This window comes from Rhodococcus sp. 05-340-2, assembly GCF_002258915.1.
Lineage (GTDB): Bacteria > Actinomycetota > Actinomycetes > Mycobacteriales > Mycobacteriaceae > Rhodococcoides.
The window spans coordinates 128175-150839 of the sequence record NZ_NOYU01000036.1 but is presented as its reverse complement, the minus strand read 5'-3'; the positions used below and the strand labels follow the sequence as shown (position 1 = coordinate 150839).

General features: G+C 64.6%; 18 protein-coding genes. 13 read left to right on the top strand and 5 right to left on the bottom strand.

Annotated elements, in window-relative coordinates; genetic code table 11:
* Window positions 1-27: 27 nt before the first annotated feature.
* From CH271_RS22135 to CH271_RS22120, 4 genes are all read right to left on the bottom strand, one after another.
* A complete protein-coding gene (locus CH271_RS22135; RefSeq protein ID WP_094634841.1) occupies window positions 28-1398 on the bottom strand; it encodes an MmgE/PrpD family protein in 1371 nt (456 codons plus the stop codon).
* The gene (locus CH271_RS22130) at window positions 1395-2612 is read right to left on the bottom strand and encodes a CaiB/BaiF CoA transferase family protein (RefSeq protein WP_094634840.1); all 1218 of its coding nucleotides are present in this window, start codon (window positions 2610-2612) and stop codon (window positions 1395-1397) included. Before CH271_RS22130 ends, CH271_RS22135 begins: the two co-directional genes overlap by 4 nt.
* A complete protein-coding gene (locus CH271_RS22125; RefSeq protein ID WP_094634839.1) occupies window positions 2609-3172 on the bottom strand; it encodes a MaoC family dehydratase in 564 nt (187 codons plus the stop codon). Before CH271_RS22125 ends, CH271_RS22130 begins: the two co-directional genes overlap by 4 nt.
* A 131-nt stretch (window positions 3173-3303) precedes the next feature.
* Complete coding sequence (locus CH271_RS22120) at window positions 3304-4038, bottom strand: FadR/GntR family transcriptional regulator (RefSeq protein WP_256986496.1); 735 nt, start codon at window positions 4036-4038, stop codon at window positions 3304-3306.
* A gap of 298 nt (window positions 4039-4336) precedes the next feature.
* Here CH271_RS22120 and CH271_RS22115 point away from each other — a divergent pair, with 298 nt between their 5' ends.
* The 7 genes from CH271_RS22115 (at window position 4337) to CH271_RS22085 (ending at window position 13112) form a co-directional block, all read left to right on the top strand.
* On the top strand, window positions 4337-6418 hold the full coding sequence (locus CH271_RS22115) for a hydantoinase/oxoprolinase family protein (RefSeq protein WP_094634837.1): 2082 nt from the start codon (window positions 4337-4339) through the stop codon (window positions 6416-6418).
* Window positions 6415-8232 (top strand): hydantoinase B/oxoprolinase family protein, encoded by a 1818-nt coding sequence (locus CH271_RS22110; protein WP_094634836.1) that lies wholly within the window; start codon window positions 6415-6417, stop codon window positions 8230-8232. The genes CH271_RS22115 and CH271_RS22110 overlap by 4 nt, the downstream gene beginning before the upstream one ends.
* A complete protein-coding gene (locus CH271_RS22105; RefSeq protein WP_256986495.1) occupies window positions 8178-9437 on the top strand; it encodes an amidase in 1260 nt (419 codons plus the stop codon). The genes CH271_RS22110 and CH271_RS22105 overlap by 55 nt, the downstream gene beginning before the upstream one ends.
* Window positions 9438-9612: 175 nt before the next feature.
* Window positions 9613-10629 (top strand): ABC transporter substrate-binding protein, encoded by a 1017-nt coding sequence (locus CH271_RS22100; RefSeq protein WP_094634835.1) that lies wholly within the window; start codon window positions 9613-9615, stop codon window positions 10627-10629.
* Window positions 10630-10660: 31 nt separating this feature from the next.
* Window positions 10661-11470, top strand: a complete 810-nt coding sequence (locus tag CH271_RS22095; protein ID WP_048320035.1) for an ABC transporter ATP-binding protein — start codon at window positions 10661-10663, stop codon at window positions 11468-11470.
* The gene (locus tag CH271_RS22090) at window positions 11467-12291 is read left to right on the top strand and encodes an ABC transporter permease (protein ID WP_094634834.1); all 825 of its coding nucleotides are present in this window, start codon (window positions 11467-11469) and stop codon (window positions 12289-12291) included. The genes CH271_RS22095 and CH271_RS22090 overlap by 4 nt, the downstream gene beginning before the upstream one ends.
* Entirely contained in the window at window positions 12291-13112 is an 822-nt protein-coding gene (locus CH271_RS22085; RefSeq protein WP_094634833.1) for an ABC transporter permease, read from the top strand. The genes CH271_RS22090 and CH271_RS22085 overlap by 1 nt, the downstream gene beginning before the upstream one ends.
* A 10-nt stretch (window positions 13113-13122) precedes the next feature.
* Here CH271_RS22085 and upp read toward each other — a convergent pair whose 3' ends face one another.
* Complete coding sequence (gene upp, locus CH271_RS22080; RefSeq protein ID WP_094634832.1) at window positions 13123-13746, bottom strand: uracil phosphoribosyltransferase; 624 nt, start codon at window positions 13744-13746, stop codon at window positions 13123-13125.
* A 218-nt stretch (window positions 13747-13964) separates the two neighbouring features.
* Here upp and CH271_RS22075 point away from each other — a divergent pair, with 218 nt between their 5' ends.
* The 6 genes from CH271_RS22075 to CH271_RS22050 all read left to right on the top strand — a co-directional run bounded on the left by CH271_RS22075 (window position 13965) and on the right by CH271_RS22050 (window position 22612).
* Window positions 13965-15122 carry a CaiB/BaiF CoA transferase family protein gene (locus CH271_RS22075; RefSeq protein WP_094634831.1) on the top strand — a complete coding sequence of 386 codons (1158 nt, stop codon included), beginning with the start codon at window positions 13965-13967 and terminating at the stop codon, window positions 15120-15122.
* Window positions 15115-16713, top strand: coding sequence for a carboxyl transferase domain-containing protein (locus tag CH271_RS22070; RefSeq protein ID WP_179274724.1), 1599 nt, complete (start codon window positions 15115-15117; stop codon window positions 16711-16713). Before CH271_RS22075 ends, CH271_RS22070 begins: the two co-directional genes overlap by 8 nt.
* 79 nt (window positions 16714-16792) lie before the next feature.
* Complete coding sequence (locus tag CH271_RS22065) at window positions 16793-17899, top strand: ring-opening amidohydrolase (RefSeq protein ID WP_094634924.1); 1107 nt, start codon at window positions 16793-16795, stop codon at window positions 17897-17899.
* A gap of 105 nt (window positions 17900-18004) precedes the next feature.
* On the top strand, window positions 18005-19453 hold the full coding sequence (locus CH271_RS22060) for an amidase (RefSeq protein ID WP_094634830.1): 1449 nt from the start codon (window positions 18005-18007) through the stop codon (window positions 19451-19453).
* Window positions 19454-19495: 42 nt separating this feature from the next.
* Window positions 19496-21214 (top strand): PucR family transcriptional regulator, encoded by a 1719-nt coding sequence (locus CH271_RS22055; protein ID WP_094634829.1) that lies wholly within the window; start codon window positions 19496-19498, stop codon window positions 21212-21214.
* Window positions 21215-21235: 21 nt separating this feature from the next.
* Window positions 21236-22612: an amidase gene (locus tag CH271_RS22050; RefSeq protein WP_094634828.1), complete on the top strand. Its 1377-nt coding sequence runs from the start codon at window positions 21236-21238 to the stop codon at window positions 22610-22612.
* The last annotated feature ends 53 nt before the right edge of the window (window positions 22613-22665 follow it).

The following is a 22665-nucleotide window of genomic DNA, read 5'->3' as shown; positions in this document are numbered from 1 at the left end:
TCGATTGGGGTGTCGTCGATCGAAGTGTCAAGGTGCCGGCGCGATGGCTGCGGCCAGATCGAGAATGGCGGTCAGGTCGATTTCGTCGACCAGTCCGAGGATGCGGTCGGCGAGTTCCCCTGCACGAGAGTCGTTGCCGCAGTTGGCGAGAAACTTCTCCAGCAGACGGTCGTCGCTCAACGGGAACCCGGCCGAGCCTTGGCTGCCGCCGACGGAGGCGTCGAGCACTCGTCCGTCGGTGAGGGTGAGAACCGCCCTGCCCGACGCGGCCGCCGCGGGAACCTCGGACGGCAGGTTCGTCACCCGTACCTTGCGGGCGGTGACGAGGACGTCCTGACGTGCGATGGATTCGTCGGTGTAGGTCGAGACGGTGATCGCGCCGTCGTGCAGCAGAGCGGCCACGCTCCAGGGCAGATCGAACTTGCCGTCGTAAGTGCTGCGCGGTGACGCGACCCCGGTGTTCGGACCACAGACGAACGGACTCGAATCTGGGTGAACGAACACCTCGATGTCGGCCACGTCGCGCGCTTGAACCGCATTGTCCCCGAGCGCCTTCGACACTGCGTCGAGCGTGACGTGCATCAGCTGGCAACTGGGGTACGGCTTGATGCCGATTCGGGTGGCTTCCCACCGCGTGCCGAGTCCGTCCGTCAGTGCCGCGAAGTTCGTCGGCCGATCGGTCAGCGCGGCGTAGATTCCGCGTCGACCTTCGAGAACCGACGACGGACCGGTGGCTCCGGCGGCCGCGAGCCGAGCGGCCAGCACACCGTTCATGCTCGCCGATCCGGGGTGCAGAGCCTTGGTGTCGGCGTCGGTATCGAGAAACTCGAGCAGCCCCGAGCTGGACGATCCGGCGATCCCCAGAGCGTTGACCATCGTCTCGGTGTCGAACTTCGAGAGGTGGCCCGCAACGAGTGCGGCGGTGAGTGGACCCACCGCTGCCGTCGCGTGGACTCCCCTAGCGTGGAATCCGTGGGGACTCACTTCGCCGAGACGGCAGGCAGTTTCGAGGCCCAGAGCGGCGGCGGTCAGCACGTCCGCACCAGAGGCCGATACCTGCTGCCCGACGGCGAATGCCGCGGGAAGAGATACGGCCGTCGCGTGTACCAGTGCGCCCGCATGTGTGTCGTCGAAATCCAGAGAGTGCAGCATTACTCCGGTCGCGAAGGCGGCCGCCGGTGCGGACAGGCCGCGGGTGCCGGTGAGAGGCCGCGCCTCCGGTGGGCCGCCGAGGGCGTCGGCCACTGTCCAGCCCGGTCGGCCGTAGCCGAGGCGTTGGGCCGCAACGGTATTGCCGACGCCATCGAGTAGGTGACGCGCGGCCGCGTGCCGGACGTCCTCGGACAGATCGGCGACGGTGACACTCGATGCCCACTGCGCCAAGATCGTCGAGGTCACGCCCGCACCTCGTCCTTGGCCGTTCCGAACGCACCCTCGGCCTTGAGTTTCGCGACGCGTTCGTCGTCGTAGCCCAATTGATCGCGCACGATGTCGTCGAAGTGCTCGTTGCGCTGCGGCGCTCGGCGGTACTGCTTGGCCTCGGAACCGAAGTTCACCGGGGACGCGACCTGACGCACCGTGTTGTATACCGGGTGCTCGGTCTCGACCACAAGATTGCGGGCGATCGTGTGGGGTTCGGTCAGCGCATGCTCGACGTCGTTGATCGGCCCGGTTGGGACTCCGGCAGGCCCAAGCTTCGAGAGCCAGTGCTCGACGGTGTTGGTGGCGAACACCTCTTCCAGGATCGGCAGCAGCACGTCCTGGTGCTTGCCACGCAAGGAGAAGTTGCTGAATCGTGGATCGGCACCGAGGTCCGGGCGATCGATGGCGACGACGAGTCGGTCCCAGAACTTCTCCTTCGCACAGCCGACGATGAGCCAGCCGTCCGTTGCCTCGAAAGCCTGGAACGGAACCAGGGAGGGGTGAGCGGAGTTCTTCGTGCGGATCGGCTCGAAGCCGGCGTTGAGATGCCAGGTCGCGGGATACGTGAGCAGAGACATCGCCGTGTCGTACAGCGAGACGTCGCAGTCACCGCCGATGCCGTCGCGTCGGGCGGCGTGCAATCCCGACAGCAGCGAAATAGCGGCGACGAAGCCACCGGAGTAATCGACCAGCGACAGACCGGATTTCGTCGGCGGGCCGTCCGGGTCGCCGGTGACGCTCATCCAGCCGGCGAGGCCTTGCAGAATGTAGTCGTAGCCAGGCTCTTTCGCGCGAGGGCCGGTCATGCCGAAGCCGGTGAGGCTGCAGCACACGATCGCGGGATTGAGGTGCTTGAGCTGGTCGTAGGTGATGCCGATCTTCTCCGGCACGTCACCGCGGAGGTTGGAGTAGACGGCGTCGCTGGTGCGGACGAGGTCCTCGAACACGGCTCGACCACTCGGGGTCGAAAGATCAAGGGAGAGACTGCGCTTGTTGCGGTTGAAGCTCTCGAAGAACAGCGAGTCCTCGCCCTCGTTGTAGGGCGGGACGTAGCGTCCGACGTCGCCGCCGACGCTGGGGTCCTCGATCTTGATGACATCCGCGCCGAGGTCGGCCAGATGCAGGCTGCCGAACGGGCCTGCGCCGTACTGCTCGAGGGAGATGATGCGGACGTCTTCGAGTGGCCTCATGCGTCGGAATCTTTCGTCTGTAGTTCAAGGTCGGCGGGGAGTTCGAGCGGGCCGTTCTGTGCTTCGGGGAAGTAGTTCTGCCCGATGCCACTGTCACGGGTGGCGACCATGACCGAGCGCTTCCACGAAATGACCTCGACGCCATCCTGATTGAGGCCGCGGGTGATCATCGAGACGATGCCGGCGTAGGGGCGCGACTCTGACTTACGCAGTCCCGTGCAGATGCTTTCGGCGTACAGCGTGTCACCTGCGTACACCGGGTGCGACATCTTGATGTCGGTGAAGGCGAGGTTGGAGATCGCGTTCTGACTCATGTCGATCACCGAAAGCCCCAGCACCACAGAGACTGTGAAGCCGGAGTTGACGATGACGCGCCCCTCGGTGATGGGGTTCTGCGACGCCAGGTGCGCATTGAAGTGGTTCTGGTTGGTGTTGAGCGACAGCAGCGTGATCCACGTGTTGTCGGTCTCCGAGATCGTCCGCCCGAAGGGATGTTGGTAGACGTCCCCCACGGCGTAGTCGTCGAAGAAGCGCCCCAGAACGGCCGGATGGATTGCCACCGTGTCTCCTCGTGTCGGTTTGGCGAGTGCCTTACCTAGACCATAAACATCAGATGTTTACGGCGTCAAGGGTTCGGCGAAACCGACAATCGACGGGCTTCAGGCAGACCGGCTCGATAAAGAGCAGATGTTTACGGGTTACGGAGTCGATCCATCTGCCGGTACGAGTCGCCGAGGTGGTCGAGATGCTTACGCATCAGATCCATTGCGGCCATCGAATCACCGGCGGCCACCACATCGAGCAGTCCGCGGTGGTCACTGTCGACGCATTGCCAGAAGCCCTCCGGCGCGTGATCGCGACCGAACCGGCCGGACAGGACACGGAAGACGGGTGCGGTGATGAGCTCGAGCAGCGGATTGTGGGCGGCACGGAGCAAGACAAGGTGGAATTCCTGGTTCTTGGCGAAGGTTTCGGGTCCCTGCACATCGTTGGGGTCGAAGATCGTCGCGTTGAGTTGTTCAAGATGCTCGTCGGTGCGGCGGAATGCAGCGATACCGGCGGCCGGCACCTCCATCAGGTTGCGGACTTCCATCAACTGGTCGACGGTGACGGTCTCCGCGGCGGCCATCAGGGCGACGCCAGTTTCCAGGTGCTCGCTGATATGTCCGACGCTGGGGACGGCGACGAAGCTTCCCCCGGTCACTCCCCTGGTCGTCTCGATCAGATTCTGGCTGGCCAGGGATCGGAGTGCCTCACGAATGGTGCTGCGCCCGACGCCGAATTCGGCGGTGAGCTCGGCCTCTCCGGGGAGCCGCTCCCCTGGCTGCAGCTCACCGGACAGAATGCGGCTGCGCAGATGGCCGGCGAGGACCGCATACGCGGGGACACTCTTGGCGGTGGCCTTGAGCGAAGCCGATTGAGCCACTTCTGCCCCCTGGTTGTCGACGACGGGTACTGGTCGGCTCGAGCTTAGCCTGGCCGATGCTCGGAGATGCAGGGATCGCAACCCTTGATACATCCGCTCTTTCGTAGGAAAACTCGGACACCGACGCGGACGAGACTGGATATTTGGACAAAGCAGACGCGATACATCAGAGGTATTGCTTTTCCGGTTGATCATCAGCACTATGACTCATGTCACCTCAGCGGTGACCCCACGACTTCGTAGGACAGGCGGAGCACGCCTTCCCGCTCCACTCGGGCACCGACAGAACGGACGCAGCATGAAACGCATTGGAGTCGACGTCGGCGGCACGTTCACCGACCTCGTCCTGTGGGACGACGACGGCACGGTCGTCGTACACAAGACCCCGTCCACCAACCACGATCCCTCGATCGGCACGATGGACGGAATCAAGGTCCTCGCCGAACGTGCCGGGATCGATCCGTCGGAAATCGACATGTTCTTCCACGGCACCACTGTGGCCACCAACATCGTGCTCGAGCACAACGGCTGCGACGTCGGCATGATCACCACCGAGGGGTTCCGCGACCTGCTGCACATCGCGCGCAAGAAGCGTCCGCTCAATTACTCGAACTACCAGGATCTTCCGTGGCAGAAGTGGCAGCTCGTGCCGCGACGCAACCGTCGGGTGGTCCCCGAACGCATCGATGCCGCGGGAAACATTCTGACCCCGCTCGACGAAGATGCGGTGCGCGAACAGGTTCGACTGCTGCGTGAGCGAGGCGTGCAGGCCATCGCCGTCGCATTCCTCCACGCGTACCGCAATCCGACGCACGAGCAACGCGTCAGAGCCATCATCGAGGAGGAGTTCCCCGGCGTCTTCATCTCCCTCTCCAGCGAGGTCGCGCCGCAATACCGCGAGTACGAACGCTTTTCGACCGCTGCACTCAATGCATTCATCGGGCCGAAGACCTCGAAGTACATCGAGAATCTCGCCGGCAAGGCCAAGGCAGCACAGGTCGGCGAGGACGTGCATCTCATGACCTCCGCGGGCGGGCTCGTCACCTCGCGCAGCGCGAGCGAAATCCCGGTCTCGCTCCTGACCAGCGGTGTGGTCGCCGGGCTGCTCGGTGGCTGCGCCATCGGTAAGGCGTCCGGATACCCCAGTGTCATCACTCTCGATGTCGGTGGCACCTCCGCGGACGTCGGCGTGGCACCGGACGGCGCGCTGCGCATGAAGCATCTGCTCGACACCCGGATCGGCGATTACCACGCGATGGTGCCGATGGCCGAGGTCGACACCATCGGTGCCGGCGGCGGATCCATCGCGGTGGTCGACGACGGTGGCATGTTCCGCGTCGGACCACGCAGTGCGGGTGCCGTTCCCGGTCCGGCGTGTTATGGCCACGGCGGTACCGAACCGACCTCCACCGACGCCATGGTGATGATGGGATGGCTGCGCGAGAAGAGCTTCCTGTCCGGAACCATGGAGGTCAAGCCCGAGCTGGCGCGCGAGGCGATTCAGACGCACATCGCCGACAATCTCGACACCCCGCTCGACGACGCCGCGATGGGCATCTTCAAGATCCTCGCCCATTCCATGACCGAGGCGATCAGCCTGCACTCGGTGCGCAAAGGCTATGACCCACGCGACTTCTCATTGATCGCCGAAGGTGGTGCCGGTCCGCTGTTCGCCTGGCAGATCGCCGACCAGCTCGGTATTCCGCGCGTCATCGTGCCCGGTCACCCCGGCATCACCTCCGCCGTCGGCCTGCTCACCACCGACATCCGCTACGAGGAGCCGACGACGGTGTGGACCTCGTCCGCCGACCCGAACATCGAACTGCTGCAGGAGCAGATCGAGCGCCTGTCCGCGCTCGCCGTCGCGCAGCTCGAGAAGGACGGTGTTGCGGCCGAGAACATTTCGCTCGAACGCAGCGTCGACTGCCGTTACGTCGGCCAGGGCTACGAATTGCGCGTCGCCGCGCCGGACGGCGACATCGACGACGTGTGGGTCAAGACCGTCGCCGAGGCATTCCACGACGTGCACGGACGCACCTACTCACAGCGGTTCGACGACAAGCCCGTACAGCTGATCAACGTCCGTGTCACCGGCGTGGGTGCGGTTCCGCACGTACAGATCGCCGACATCGCCGTGGGCACCGCCGACTCCTCGGCCGCGATCAAGACGACCACGCAGGCGCTGTTCTGGCAGGACGAGACGTCCGCGCCGCAATGGGTGGACACCCCGGTCTACGAACGGTCGTTGTTGTTGGCGAACAACGAGATCGATGGTCCTGCGATCGTCGAGCAGTTCGATTCCACCACGATCATCGGCATGAACCAGCACGCCACCGTCGACGCCGTCGGCCACATCATCATCGAGAGGAACCCCGCATGAGCAAGGCTCTGATGCCCACCACCGGAGTGTCACTGGCGGGCGAATCCACTCGAACCTGGAACGACGTCGAGGTCGATCCCATCACGCTGCGTGTCATCGGCGGTGCCCTGCAGTCGATGGCCAAGGAGATGGCCCAGGTCCTCTACCGCATGGCGTACTCCTCGCTCATCCGAGAGTCGGAGGACCTCGGCGCGGGCATCTTCGACATCAACGGACGCGAACTGTGCGAATCGGATTCGACTCCGATGCACTGTGGTTCGATTCCCGCCTACATCAAGGGGGTCAACCGTCGCCTCGCCGGAACGTACAAGCCCGGAGACGTGGTGCTGCACAACCATCCGTACCACGGAGCGGCCCATTCCCCCGATTACGGCGTGATCATCCCGATCTTCTGGCAGGGCGAGCACATCGGGTTCGCCGGGTGTACCGGTCACGTGTCCGACGTGGGCGGCAACTTCCCCGGCCTGTGCATGGACGTCGTCGACGTCTGGGCCGAGGGCAAGCTGATGGACTCGATGAAGATCTACGAGGCCGGAGTCCGCAACGACTACCTGATTCAACACATTCTCGACAACGTCCGTACACCGGAGCAGAACCGCGGCGACCTCGAAGCCTTGATCGCGTGCTCGCGGATCGGGGAAAAGCGATTCACCGAGCTGCTCGAGAAGTACGGCCTCGACACCGTCATGAGCGCGGGCGAACGCTGGATGGACTACTCCGAATCCATGCTGCGCAAAAAGATTCGCGAGATTCCCGACGGCAGCTATACCGCGCCCATCGGATATCTCGACGACGACGGCAAGAACCGCGACGAACCACTCAAGGTGGCCGTGCGGGTGCAGGTCGAGGGCGAGGACATTCTCATCGACCTCACCGGCTCCAACAGCCAGGTGCCCACCGCGTTCAACGTCCCGTTCGAGGGTTCGGTGCTGCCGGTGGCTGTCTCGGCCATTCGTACGATCCTGCTCGACGAGGATCTGACCGAGGAATTCGTTCCTCAGAACGACGGGTGCTTCCGGCCCGTGAAGGCCTATGCCCCCGAGGGCACGATTTTCAACCCGGACTTCCCTGCATCGTGCTTCGCGCGGTTCTCGCAGGTGAACCGCGTGTTCGACTCCATCAATCTGGCTCTGGCCCCGGTACTTCCGGATCATGCGATCGCGGGATCGTCCGCCGCGCTGTGCGCCATCGCCTACTCCGGTATCGCGCCGGACGGCGAATCGTACTGGGTCTACATCGAAATCAACGAGGGCTCGTACGGCGGCCGCAACTGCAAGGACGGGATGGACGCTGTCGACGCGCTGATGGCCAACACGCGCAACAACCCGATCGAGGAGCTCGAACTCAACCACGCTATGCGCGCGTTGCGGTACGAGCTGCGTGACGAGGCTCCCGCACCGGGGAAGTGGCGTGGCGGTATCGGCAGTGTCCGGAAGTGGCTGATGGAGACCGATACGTTCCTCGGTTCCGAGGCCGACAACCGATCGGATCCGCCGGCCGGAGCTCTCGGTGGACACAACGGTGTGTCCGGCTCCTTCACCAGGAACGCCGGGACCGACCGTGAGGAAGTGTTGTACTCCAAGGTCACTCAGGAGACGATTCGCTCCGGTGAGACGCTCGAGATCAAACTGCCCTCGGGCGGTGGATTCGGAAACCCATTCGAGCGTGACCCGTTCCAGGTGCTCAGCGACGTCTGGGACGAGTACCTCACCGAGGACGATGCTCGACGCGACTACGGTGTGGTCGTGAACACCGATTCGTGGACGGTCGACGAGGACGCGACGGCCGAGCTGCGCGCCCGGAGCGCGGCCTGATCGAGGACGGGACCTTCGGCGGTGTCGTCCGGTGGATAGACGACCGGAACGACACCCCGGGGCCCCTGTCCGGCCTGCGCATCGGCGTCAAGGACAACATCGACGTGGCCGGCGTCGAGACCACCTGCGCATCGGAGTTCTTCGAGGGCAACGTCGCCGCGTCGGACGCCGAGGTCGTCACTCGCCTGCGACGCGCAGGCGGGTCGGTGGTCGCGAAACTGAACATGGCCGAGTTCGCCGTCGGCGTCACCTCGCAGAACTCGGCTGCAGGCCCGTCGTACAACCCGTGGAATCCTGCTCGGGTGCCCGGCGGATCGAGTGGTGGTTCGGGGATTGCCGTCGCCGCCGGGTTGGTCGACGCCTCCCTGGGCACCGACACCGGCGGGTCGGTTCGGCTCCCCGCCGCCGCGTGCGGAATCACCGGCCTTCGCCCGAGCTGGGGATCGATCAGCAACGACGGTGTGTTCCCGGTGAGCGAGCAGTTCGACACCGTCGGCCCGATGGCACGGTCGGTCGTAGAAGTGAAAGACCTGTTCGACGTCCTGTCCGCCGGCCCATCCGAGCACTCGGAGGTGACGCGCATCGGTGTCCCCAGTGTGTTCCTGACCGCAGACGTGGATCCCGGCGTTGCGCAGACCGTCGCGGCCGCGACGCGCACGTTCGCCGAACTCGGGTACGAGATCGTCCCCGTCGAACTCGCGCACGCAGCCGATGCCCAGGACATCGTCTACACCATCGTCTACAGCGACCTCGCTCGCTGTCATCGGGATCGGCTCGATACCGAGCCTTCGCGCTTCCAGCCAGCTACCCATGAGCGAATAGCGTTGGGTCTGAGCATCTCCGAGGCCGACCGCGCCCGAGCACTCGCCGGCCGCGATCGATTCCGCAAGGCCATGACCACCACGTTCGAGATGGTCGACGTGGTGTTGACCCCGGCCATGCCCGTCGACGTTCCCCCGAGGGACGGGGGTGACGACGTGGTCGCGCTCTCGCGCCGGATGGGACAATTCACGTATCCGTGGTCGTTGCACGACGGTCCGACGCTGGCTCTGCCGGTCGGATTCCACCCGTCCTCGGGAATGCCGGTGGGAGCGCAACTGACCGCTGCGGCGCACCGCGAGGGTGCGTTGTTCGGCGTCGGCGAGCGCTATCAGTCGGTCAGCAACTGGCATCGGGCAATACCGCCGCATACATCAGATCTTTAGCCAAGACATTCCAGCCTCCATGCGGATTTTGTCGCTATTGACCTCACCTTGACGCCCTAAACATCTTATGTTTAGGTAGTTACAAGCTGTTATGTACGTCTCACTACGGGTGGGCATGCGACAGCAGACACTCCCACTTCGGCACCGTCACGCCGATCATCAACCGAGGACGCAGATGCATTTACGCCGAATCACCTCGATCATGACAGCTGTGGCGCTGTCCAGCGCGCTGGTGGCGTGCGGATCGAATCCCGGCCCCGACGCGGACCCCGCCAATCCGGTCACGATCGATGTCACCGTCTCGGCAGCGGCCGAAATCTACAGCATCCCTTGGCTTGTCGCGCAGAAGCAGGGACTGTTCGAGAAGCACGGTGTGATCGTGGAGAACATCGTGCCGGGCAAGGGCGGCAGCGCAACCATGCGCACGCTGCTCGACGGCAACATCCCCATCGGTGAGGTCAGCTACCCGTCGATCGTGCAGGCGGACGCGGCCGGTTCCGAACTGCGCATCGTCGGCGGCGGCACGCAGGGTCCTTACCCGATGAACTTCTACGCGCTCGCCTCGAATCCCAACATCAACTCCATCGAGGACGTGCGCCGGTGGGCGTATACCCGACCCAACTCGGCGTCCGATGCGCTGACGCGGTTGCTTCCCTCGATTGCCGGCGTCGATCCGAGTCGGATCGAGCGGGTTGCCTCCGGTGGCATCGGCGAGGGCTTCGCACTTCTCGAAGCCGGCAATGTCGATATCGCTCTCGTTCCTTCGATCGTCGCCGAACAGCGACCCGAGGACTTCAAGCTGATCGTCAGCAGCCCCGACTACATGTCGCGGTTCCTGCAATCGACGATCACCACGACCAAGGACTACGCCGCCAGCAATCCGGGTGTCGTGCGCGCCATCAACGCCGGCTACACCGAGGCGGTCGCGTCGATCGAAGCCGATCCTGTTGCCGCCGCGGAGATCTACGCGGAGTACACGGGATTCGACGTGGAGTCGGCCACCGCAGTGGTCGAACGCGCGTCCTCGGTCGGTACGTGGGGTGGCGGCTTCGACACTGCATCCGTCGAATCCGCCCAGGACGGGGTGGAGGCGTCGGGCAGCGATCGCGTACCCAATTTCTGCACCCTGTTCGACCCGGAGTTCCTCGCCGAGGGAGTCGAGAACGATGTCCCCGGCGACTGCGACTCCTGACAGCATTTTCCCACCACCAGAAGGTATCGACGTGACCCAAGCAGCGACTCGACCCCGCCCCGACACCACCTCTGCCATCGCCGTCGCCTCGTCGGTGTCGCGGCGCTTCGGTGATGTGACCGCCCTCCACGAGATCGACTTGTCCATCGGTCGAGGCGAATTCGTCTCTGTCGTCGGACCCAGTGGCTGCGGTAAGTCCACTCTGCTCGAAGTGTTCGCCGGCCTACAGGATCACGACGGCGGCACCGTGCACGTCGACGGCCAACCGCTCACCGGTCCTCGATCCAAGACGGCAGTGATCTTCCAGGAATCGGCGACGCTGCCCTGGCGCACAGTCCGCGACAACGTCGCGTTCGCTCTCGAAGTCCGGGGCGTCGGGAAGAAAGAACGTCGGTCCCGCGCCGACGAGTTGCTGAACACTGTGGGGCTGAGCAAGTTCGGCGACCACTACCCCACCCAGTTGTCGGGCGGTATGCGCCAGCGTGTGGCCATCGCGCGGTGCCTGTCCATGGAGCCCGACCTCATTCTCGCGGACGAGCCGTTCGGTGCACTCGACGAGCAGACGCGACTGGTCATGTCCTACGAGCTACTCAAGATCGTCGAAAAGCTCACGTGCGGAGTCCTGTTCATCACCCACAGCATCCAGGAAGCGGTACTGCTCTCCGATCGCGTGCTGGTGATGAGTGCGCGGCCCGGCAGATTCATCGACGAGGTGGACATCGACCTCCCGCGACCGCGATCCGAGGACGTACTGGCCAGCCCTGACGCTGTCGCTCTGCACGAACGTATCTGGTCGCGGCTGCGGGACGAGGCCAAGAAGACGATGAGCATCGAACCATGAGTGCGCCCACGCGTGAGAGCACGCGCGCCTCCGTGGTCCCCGGATACATCCGCCCTGCCCCCTCCACCCAACTCGGTCTACCCGCATGGGGATGGACGGTGCTGATCCTCGCCGCGGCACTGGTGGCCATCGACATCTCGGCACGATTCTTCGCCTCCCCGTTGGACATCGTTCCGGTGACCGACATGGTCTCGACGGCGCTGGGCCTGTTGACCGACCCGGAGTTCCTGGTCGACGAGCTGGGCCGAACGCTCGGCATCATCGTCCTGGCATTCGTGCTCAGCTCCGCACTCGGCGTTGCCGCCGCCTACGTCCTATGGCGATACGAGCTGTGGGACAGAGCATTTCAGCCGTATCTGAACGTCTACTACGCCGTACCGACGTTCGCGCTCTACCCCATCATGGTGGTGCTGTTCGGTGCCGGCGTGGCTCCGATCGCCATCCTGTCCACCATCTTCGCCTTCGGTGTGGTGGCGTTGAACGCGCGCACCGGCTTCAACTCGGTGTCGCCGATCGTCACCAAGCTCGGCACCACACTGATGCTCACCAGGTGGCAGTACTTCCGATCAGTGCTGCTTCCGTATGCGTTGCCGAGCATCGTGACCGGACTCAAGCTGGGGCTCTCATATGCCGTCATCTCGGTGCTCGCCAGTGAGTTCATCCTGTCGACTCAAGGCCTGGGCCACTTCATCTCCATTGCCTACGACGGGTTCGACATCGCCGACATGTACGCCGGGATCCTCATCGTGGCGCTGATCGCTCTGCTCTCGACCTCGCTGATCTCGCTCGCGCTCAACCGATTCGATTGGAGGCGCCGCTGATGAGCAGCACCTTGGACAGAGTAGCCACCACACCCACCGCTCCCCCGAGCGTCGCCTCGTCCGTAGGCCGCGACAACGCCCGACGGTTCCTCCCGCCTCTGGTCGTGGCCGTCCTCGCGGTGCTGATCTGGTGGGTAGCAGCCGTTCTCGTCGACAGTCTCATCTTCCCGACGCCCGCCGAGGCCATGGCCTCGCTCGTCGAAGACCTGGGCAAGGCAGACTTCCGCGCCAACGTCGGCGACTCCCTACGCATTCTCGTGCTCGCGTTCCTGGCCAGCACCGTCGTGGGTTCCCTCCTCGGGCTGACGCTGGGACTGAGTCCGTTCTGGACCCGAACCGTCGCCCCGATCGTCTACTCGATCAACAGCATCCCGAAGATCGTGCTGTACCCGATCTTCCTGTCGTTCCTCGGTATCGGCGCACTGAGCCGATTCGGATTCTCCTTCTACGCCGCCTTCATCCCGATGTTCCTCGTCGCGGTCGAGGCGACGGCATCTGTCCAGAGAATCCACCTGAAGATGGCGGCGTCACTGCAGGTGAGCTGGCCCAGGTTGATCCGCCAGATCGTCATCCCCGCGGTACTCCCAGCATTGGCGACGGGTATGCGCATGACCTTTGGCTTGGCGTTCCTGGGACTGCTTCTCGCCGAGATGTTCTCGTCATCCAGTGGTATTGGATACGAACTTCTGCGCAACGTCAGCCTGGTGCGGATGGAAAACATCATGGGCACGGTTGTGTTGATCCTGGTGATGGCATTGCCGCCCACCATTGCCCTGCAGTGGTTGGAAAGTCGTATCACCTCGAAATACGGCGGTCGGTGACGAAGACCGTTCAGCGAGGACCGAACTGACGGTCCCCCGCGTCACCCAGACCGGGCACGACGATGCCCCGATCGTTGAGCTCGTCGTCGATGGCAGCGGTGACGACTCTGACGGGATGACCTGACTTCTCCAGAGCAGCAATGCCTTCGGGGGTCACGACCACACACACGACCACCACGTCGGTTGCTCCGCGCGCCACCAGCAGATCGATCGTCCGAACCATCGATCCACCGGTTGCCACCATCGGATCGAGAACGAAGACCGGGGTACGGGACAGGTCGGCGGGTAACGACTCCAGATACGGCACGGGTTCGAGGGTCGTCTCGTCCCGTGCCATTCCGATGAAGCCGACGCCCGATTGCGGAATCAGTGAGCTCGCCTGTTCCACCATGCCGAGTCCGGCGCGCAACACCGGCACGAGCAGAGGCGGGTGTGCGAGCCGAACCCCGGTGGTGTGGGCAACCGGAGTCTCGACACCGAACTCCACCACCGACGCATCACGCAACGCTTCGTAGACCAACGTGTGAGTCAGCTGTCGCAGCGCAGATCTGAAGGTGGCGTTGTCGCTGTGCACATCGCGCATGGTCGTCAAAAGTGCTGCGGTCAAGGGATGGTCGACTACCTGTGTGTCCATGGTCGGTGATTATGGGCCGTCGATCGACAGTTCGTCCACCTGCTGCATCATCGATGGACAGGCGCTCACCGAGGTCCGAAACCGACACATCAGCGTCGGCAACATTTGCCAACGACTCGGTAGCGACGGGCACGTTGACTCGGATCCATGACGCCTCGCTGCATTCCCTTCGGGCTCTCCGCCGACCCACAGCTCATCGACACGTGCAGGGCAGTCCGATGACCGTCGGCCCACTGTCGGACTGCCTCGTCGTCGACCTTTCCCGCGCACTCGCCGGACCCCAAGCCGCCATGATGCTGGGTGATCTCGGTGCACGAGTGATCAAGGTCGAGACACCGGCCGGCGGTGACGACACCCGAAGCTGGGGGCCGCCCTTCGTACCCGACAGCGACGGAGACCGGCATTCCACGTACTTCCTCTCCTGCAACCGCAACAAAGAATCCATCGCGCTGGATCTGAAGGCTCCCGACGATCGGTCAACACTGACCGAGCTGATCGGCCGCGCTGACGTCCTGGTCGAGAACTTCCGCCCCGGTGTCCTCGACCGCCTCGGATTCGGCATGGAGGCGTTGCACCAACTGAATCCGCGGCTGGTCATTCTGTCGATCACCGGGTTCGGGCACGACGGTCCCGAAGGCGCTCGACCCGGCTACGACCAAATCGCCCAGGGCGAAGCAGGATTGATGTCGCTGACCGGGCCCTCCCGAGACGAACCGACGCGGGTCGGCGTTCCCATCGGGGATCTGCTCGCAGGAATGAACGGTGCCTACGGCGTGGTCGCAGCGCTGCACGAACGCAACACCACCGGCCGTGGACGAGTCGTGCGGACCAGCCTGCTGGCTTCTATCGTGGGCGTCCACGCGTTCCAAGGCACCCGTTACACCGTTGCCGGTGAGGTGCCCCGCCCCACAGGTGGGCATCATCCCTCGATCTGTCCGTACGGCCTCTTCCACTCGGCAGAAGGGTTGGTGCAGATCGCCGTCGGCAGTGAAGGCCTGTGGCAGCGCTTCGCCCCCGAGTTCGGGCTGGACCGCCCGGAGTGGGCCACCAATCCACAACGCGTCGCCGATCGTGACGCCGTGATCGCTGCAGTGGAGAGCGCCTTCGCGGACTGGCCCACCGACAAACTGCTCGGGTTACTCGGTGAATTGGGCATTCCTGCAGGGCGTGTCCGCGATCTCGCCGAGGTCTACATCTGGGAACAGACCCGGTCGCAGGGGCTGCTGATCGACGTCGACCACTCGGCTCTCGGCACCATCACGTTGCCCGGCCCCGCACTTCGTTTCGACAGCGACTGCGAGGGTGCCGGTATGCGCGAATCGCACGCGGCTCCCCCACTCTGGATCAGCATGGCGACTCGATCCGCACATGGCTGAAGTCGACATCGTGACTCGGACGGACAAACCGGCCCGCCTCGGCGCTCTCGAATTGATCGAAATGGTCGTCGACGACGGCAGTTTCGTTCGCTGGGACGGCGAGCCGCTGCCCCCGATCGGAGTGCACGGGCCTCCACAACAGAGTTACCTCGACGAGCTCGCGGCGGCGCGAGAAACGACCGGCTGCGACGAGTCTGTCCTCACCGGTGAAGCGACACTGGCAGGCCGACGCGTGGCACTCGTCATGTGCGAGTTCGGTTTTCTCGCCGGGTCCATCGGAACCGCAGCCGCGGAACGATTGGTGCAGGCCGTCGAGAAGGCCACTGCGCAGAAGCTCCCGCTGCTGGCCGTGCCCACCTCGGGTGGAACACGCATGCAGGAGGGCACCGTCGCGTTCCTGCAGATGGTGAAGATCTCGGCGGCGATCGCGGCGCACAAGTCGGCGGGCCTCGCCTACGCCGTCTATCTTCGTCACCCCACCACCGGTGGAGCGCTGGCCTCGTGGGGCTCGCTCGGCCACGTGACCGCAGCCGAACCGGGCGCACTGCTCGGGTTCCTCGGGCCGCGCGTGTACGAGGCTCTCTACGGAGCAAAATTCCCCGCGGGCGTGCAGACCGCTGAAAACCTCGCGGCCAGAGGCCTTGTCGACGCCGTTGTGCCGCCCGAGAAGTTGCGTGAGGTGGCGATCGCGGCTCTCGCCGTGCTGTGCGCGCCGCACGAGCCACCACCCCCTGTTCCGAACATTCCGTTGGAACACCTCGACGACGTCCCGGCCTGGGAATCCATCCGACGCTCGCGACGGCCGGAACGTCCAGGAGTACGCCGACTCGTGCGATCGGCAGCGAACACGGTGACACCGCTGCAAGGCACCGGAGCCGGTGAAATCGAGCCGGGACTGTTTCTCGCGTTGGCCAAGTTCGGTGCGTCGGCGTGCGTCGTACTCGGTCAGGACCGCACCTTCGCCGATCAGCCGTTGGGTCCGGCAGGGTTGCGCGAAGCACGCCGCGGCATGCGGCTGGCCGAGGAACTGCAACTGCCCCTCGTCACCGTCATCGACACTGCGGGTGCCGCGTTGAGCAAAGAGGCCGAGGAGGGTGGCCTGGCGGGTGAGATAGCCCGGTGCCTGGTTGAACTCACGACACTGAAGGCACCCACGATCTGCCTGCTGTTGGGCCAGGGCGCAGGCGGCGGTGCCCTCGCGCTGCTCCCGGCCGATCGGGTGTTGTGCGCGCAGCACGGCTGGCTCTCGCCGCTGCCACCGGAAGGTGCGTCGGCGATCAAGTTCCACACCACCGACCGTGCCGCGGAGATGGCCGAGGAGCAGGGCGTGCGCAGTATCGACCTGCTCCGCAACGGCGTCATCGATCGGATCGTGGCCGAACGCCCGGATGCCTCCGACGAACCGGCAGAGTTTCTGTCCCGTCTCGGCACGGTGCTCGAACACGAGCTCGCCGTGCTCCTCGCGGCCGAGCCCGCCGACTTGGTGACCACTCGTCTGCAGCGCTACCGCTACCTGGGGATGTCGAATGACCAAAAAAGTGCCCTGATTGGGCAAAGCTTGCCAGTGCATGCCGGCCAGCACGCTCGATAGCGTTTCTTCCAGTGAGCGCACCGCAGCGCAAACGCCTGCCGACTCCGCAATACCCCAATCCCCGATGAAGGAGATTTCAGTGCCCGATGCAATCGAGGTCCGCAAGGTACCACTCCACAACGTGTCCGATGCCAGCGAGCTCGCAAAGCTCATCGACGACGGGTTGCTCGACGCCGACCGAGTCATCGCGGTCATCGGCAAGACCGAGGGCAACGGTGGCGTCAACGACTACACCCGCATCATCGCCGACCGCGCCTTCCGTGAGGTGTTGTCCGCGAAAGGAACTCGCAGCGCCCACGACGTCGGCGAGGTACCGATCGTGTGGTCCGGCGGAACCGACGGCGTCATCAGCCCGCACGCAACGATTTTCGCGACCGTTCCGTCGGACAAGGCAGTGCAGACCGAAGAGCCCCGCCTGACCGTCGGCGTTGCGATGAGCGAGCAGCTGATGCCCGAGGACATCGGCCGCACCGCGATGATCACCAAGGTGGCCGCAGCGGTCAAGGACGCGATGGCCAACGCTGGGATCACCGATCCCGCGGACGTCCACTACGTACAGACCAAGACCCCGCTGCTGACGATCCACACCATTCGCGACGCCAAGAGCCGCGGCAAGACGGTCTGGACCGAACAGACCCACGAGTCGATGGACCTGTCCAACGGCGGCACCGCGCTCGGCATCGCCGTCGCTCTCGGTGAGATCGACATGCCGACCGATGAGGACGTCATGCACAGCCGTGAGCTGTACTCGTCCGTCGCGTCGTGCTCGTCGGGCGTCGAGCTGGACCGCGCGCAGATCGTCGTCGTCGGCAACACCCGCGGCATCGGCGGCCGCTACCGCATCGGTCACAGTGTCATGAACGACGCGCTGGATCAGGACGGCATCTGGAACGCGATCAAGGACGCCGGCCTCGAACTCCCCGAGCGCCCGCACACCAAGGATCTCGACGGCAAGCTCGTCAACGTGTTCCTCAAATGTGAAGCGAGCCAGGACGGTACGGTTCGCGGCCGTCGCAACGCCATGCTCGACGACTCGGATGTGCACTGGCACCGCCAGATCAAGGCATGCGTCGGCGGAGTCACCGCTGCGGTGACCGGCGACCCAGCAGTGTTCGTGTCGGTCTCGGCCGCACACCAGGGCCCCGAGGGTGGCGGACCCGTCGCTGCCATCGTCGACCTCGGATAACTGCGCACCACAACCCGAATCACCGCCGCGCGGAATCGGTCGACACCGGTTCCGCGCGGCGGCCGCCCCTCTCGCATCTGTGGATTTCGAGTAAGGAACACCCCCATGGCAACCACCGCCGGACCCGCTACCGAACTTCTGATGTTCGATGCACTCGAACTCAGCGGAAAGATCAAGCGTCGGGAGGTGTCCTGCGTCGAGACCATGACGGCGTATCTGGACCACATCGAGATCCACAATCCCACCGTCAACGCCATCGTGGCCCTTCGTGACCGTGACGAGTTGATCGCCGAGGCGCAACAGCGTGACGACCAGCTGGCGCAGGGGCAGTACCTCGGCTGGATGCACGGCTTTCCCCATGCGGTGAAGGATCTTTCAGCGGTGAAGGGCCTGCCGTTCACCTCGGGATCGGCCATTTTCGCGGATCGGATCGCCGAGGCGGACGACCTTTTCGTCGCTCGAATCAGAGCCGCCGGAGCCATCATCATCGGCAAGACGAACACACCGGAGTTCGGCTACGGATCCCAGACGTACAACCCCGTGTACGGCACCACGGTGTCCCCGTACGACACCTCGCGCACCGCAGGCGGTAGCAGCGGAGGTGCGGCGGCGGCACTCGCGCTGCGCATGCTGCCCGTCGCCGACGGCACCGACTACATGGGTTCGCTGCGCAACCCCGCCGCCTTCAACAACGTGGTCGGCTTCCGGCCGTCCTGGGGACGGATCCCCGAGCCCGGTTTCATCGCCCAAGGCGCAGTGGCCGGCCCGATGGGACGATCGGTCACCGATGTCGCACACCTGCTCTCGACCATGGCAGGCCCGGATGCCAACGCCCCACTCGCCATCGACGAGGACCCGGAGATCTTCACGCGCACCCTCGAACGCAGCTTTCGGGGAGCCCGGATCGCCTGGGTCGGCGACTGGAACGGTTATCTGGCAACCGAACCCGGCGTACTCGACCTGTGCGAATCCTCGTTCCCCATCTTCGCCGAGCTCGGTTGCGAGGTCGATGCAGCTCTGCCCCAGTACGACCCGGCCCACATCTGGGATTCGTTCCTGACGTGGCGTTGGTGGGCCCAGCTCGGGATGGCCGACCTCTATTCGGATCCTGACACGCGTGCACTGATGAAGCCCGAAATGGTCTGGGAGATGGAGCATGCCGTCGGACTCAGCGCCCTCGACATCACCACGGCAGCGCAGAAGCGCAACGACTGGAATGCTGCCCTGAACACGCTGTTCGAGACCTATGACTTCGTTCTCGCACCGAGCGCCCAGGTGTTCCCGTTCGACAAGGAACAGCACTGGCCGCAGTCCATCGCGGGGCGTTCGATGGACACCTACCACCGGTGGATGGAGACGGTGGTGCCGTGGACGATGGCCGGTGTTCCCATCGCGGCCGTACCGGTCGGTTTCGACGATCGCGGTCTCCCGATGGGTGTTCAGATCATCGGCAGGCACGGTGCCGACCGCTCCGTTCTGCAGCTCGCGTACGCCTACGAGCAGGCCTCGCGCTGGGTCGAACGCGTCGTCCCCCCTGCTCTCCACGCTCGCTGAACCACTGGCACTGTGAATCGAGTGGCAGAGTACGGTCGAACAATGGATGACATCGTCGGTGAAGATCGTCCACGAGCACGAGACTTTCCAGCGTCGGCGGGTTACGCACTGACGGTCGAGGAACTGCTCGCACTGCCCAGCCTCTCCGGATCCACTCTGGTCGCTGGCGAGCGTGGCCTCGAGAAGATCGTCCGACGCGTCAACGTCATCGAAGTTCCCGACATCCTGCCCTGGGTGAAACAGAACGAACTTCTGTTGACGACGGGTTTCCCTCTGCGACATGGCGATTCAGGACGTCCGTTCGATGCACACGCGCTCGTCGAGCTGGTCGAAGGACTGGCCGATCGCGGTGCCGCAGCGCTCGGCGTCAAGGAAGGCCGCTATTTCGGGGAAGTCCCCGCTGCGATGATCGAGGCGGCGGATCGACTCGACCTTCCCCTCTTCCTCATTCGCCGCGATGTGGGATTCGACGAGGTCATCTCCGAGGTCTTCACCCACCTGGTCGATCGGCAGGCGTGGGCACTCGACATCGCCGACCGAATGCATCGAGCACTCACCTCGATCGTGCTCGAGGGCGGAGACCTGCCGCAGATCGCCGACGAGGTGGCCACTCTCTTCGAGGCGTCGGTGCTCATCTGCACTCCCGACGGCAGAGTCCAGGCGACGGCCGGTGCCGATGCCGATCTTGCTGCACTCGAGGAGATGCCGCTGTTCGATCCTTCAGGTCGACTGCTCACCGAGCGCCTCCACGAAGGGCTTCAGCCGGTGCCAGGTGACGACACGCACCGCATCGCGGTCGCACCGATCATCGCGGGCGGTACCGACCACGGCCTCATCGTTGCGGTGGCCGAGGCCGGACGCCTAGGACCCGTCACCATGCAGTCTCTCGAACGGGCGGCCACGGTCGTCGCGTTGGCGGTCATCAAGAAGCTCGCGGTCTCGGCGGTGGAATCCAAGTTTCGAGGCGATTTCCTTCGCGATGTTCTCAACGGCGCGGCAGAATCCCCCGAACAGATCATCGAGTACTGCGCGCAGCTGGACTGGGACGTCAACCGACGCATGGTCGTCATCGTGGCTCAACTGGACGAGATCGCCGAAGCGGCCGTACGCAATTCGGTGAAACCCGCGGTCTCCGGACGGCTGCCGCAGGAGCGGCTCACTGCAGCCTGGCAACAAGTCGTGCGGCGTCGGGATCGACGCGCACCCGTTGTCGGATTCAGCAACGAGGTCGTCATTCTCATGCCGGCCGAGCCAGGGACCGAGCACGAGGTGGTCGACGATCTGATCGCGGCCGTGGCCGGCGACAAGGGTGGTGGCCGTAACTCGTTCGGCGCAGGAGTCAGCCGAGTCATCGACTCCGTCGCCGACATTCCGCGCGCCTACGATCAAGCACGCAAGGCCGTCATGGTCGGGCGGCGCATGAGCGGTAACGGCTCGGTGGCTCATTTCGACGGGCTGGGTGTGCACCGCCTGCTGTCCCTGGTGACCGATGCTGCGGAGTTGCAGGCGTTCGCGAGCGAAGTGTTGGGCTCGCTCGCGGGCGACGACGCCGATGCCGTCGATCTGCGCCAGACGCTGCAAGCGCTGTTGGATACCAACTGCAATGTCGCCGAAACAGCACGCGTACTGCACTTTCACTACAACACCCTCCGCTACCGAATCGGCAAGCTGGAGTCCATCGTCGGCCCTTTCACCACCGATCCGATTCTGCGCCTGGATGTTGCACTCGCGTTGCGCGTGGCGGAAATGAAGGGGCTGTGACGACCAACAAGGAGACAGCAAGTGCTCGAGGGCAATTCGATCGGAACCGACGCTCGCACCCTCGCGGCAGCGGTGAGGTCCGGTAACCTCTCGGCACGCGAGGTGACCGAGCAACACATCGAACACATCGGTCGAATCAACGCCGATCTCAACGCAATCGTCACGGTTGCCGACGAGTCGGCTCTCCTTGCCGCCGACAACATCGACGCCCGCGTGGCCCGTGGTGAGCATGTCGGCGAGCTTGCCGGTGTGCCGTTCACGGTCAAGGACTTGATCGCCACCGCCGGTGTGCGCACCACCGCGGGCTCGTTTGCCCTCGCGCACAACGTTCCTCGTATCGACGCACCCGCTGTCGCTCGAATGCGCGCCGAAGATGCGGTCCTCATCGGGAAGACGAACACTCCCGAATTCGGTTCCAGCGGTCTCACGCACAACGACATGTTCGGTTACACCGTCAACCCACTGTCTCCGGCGGGTACGAAGTTGTCGCCCGGAGGCAGCAGCGGAGGCGAGTCGGCGGCGATCGCGTCGGGCATGAGTGTCCTGGGACTGGGCACCGATTTCGGCGGCTCGGTGCGCTGGCCCGCGCACTGCACGGGTCTGTATTCGATCAGGCCGACACCGGGCAGGGTCGACCCGGACGGCCAGTACCCCGGTGTGCTGCACGATCATCGGGTCCTGACCAACACGGCGACCATGCACGGCACGGTTCAGACCATCGGACCGATGGCACGCACCCTCGAGGACGTCACCCTGGCACTGCGCGTGCTGTCGTCACCTCAGTACCGGTGGATCGACCCCGCAGCGGTGCGTATCGACAACCTCGACATACGTTGGGCAGCAGGAGAAGGAACCATTCCGGTCGACGCCGAGATACGCGCCGCCGCCGAAGCGGCCGCGCTGCGTACCGCCCGGTTCGTCGGATCGGTCGCACGGTACGACGGCACTGCACTGCGCTCCGGCAACGACCTGTTCACACAGTTACGTGCCTGCGAGACCCAGACCGACATCGAGCAATACGGGCCCGCCGAATTCAGTGAGAACATTTCGGCGATCCTCGCCGCCGTCCGACCCAGGTCCGCAACGGAAGTCGAGGCGCTGTGGGCGCGACGCGCCGAACTCCAGCACCGGTTGCTGTCCGAGATGGGGGACGTCCTGATACTTCCGGTTGCCTCGATCCTCGCCCCACCGCTCGAGCAGACCGGCTTCGAGGTCGACGGCACCACCCTGTCGTGGTCCCAGGCGCTCGCCAGCAGCCGGGCGATCAGCATCCTCGGTGTGCCGTCGGTGGTCGTTCCTGTGGGGAACTCCGAGAGCGGTGTCCCGATCGGGGTTCAGATCATCGCTCGGCCCTGGCACGAACATCAGGCGCTCGCCATCGCTGCCGCTCTGGGCTAGTCCACGCGCACGGCGACGGCGACTTCTTACAATGACGCGCTTCGGATTTGGTC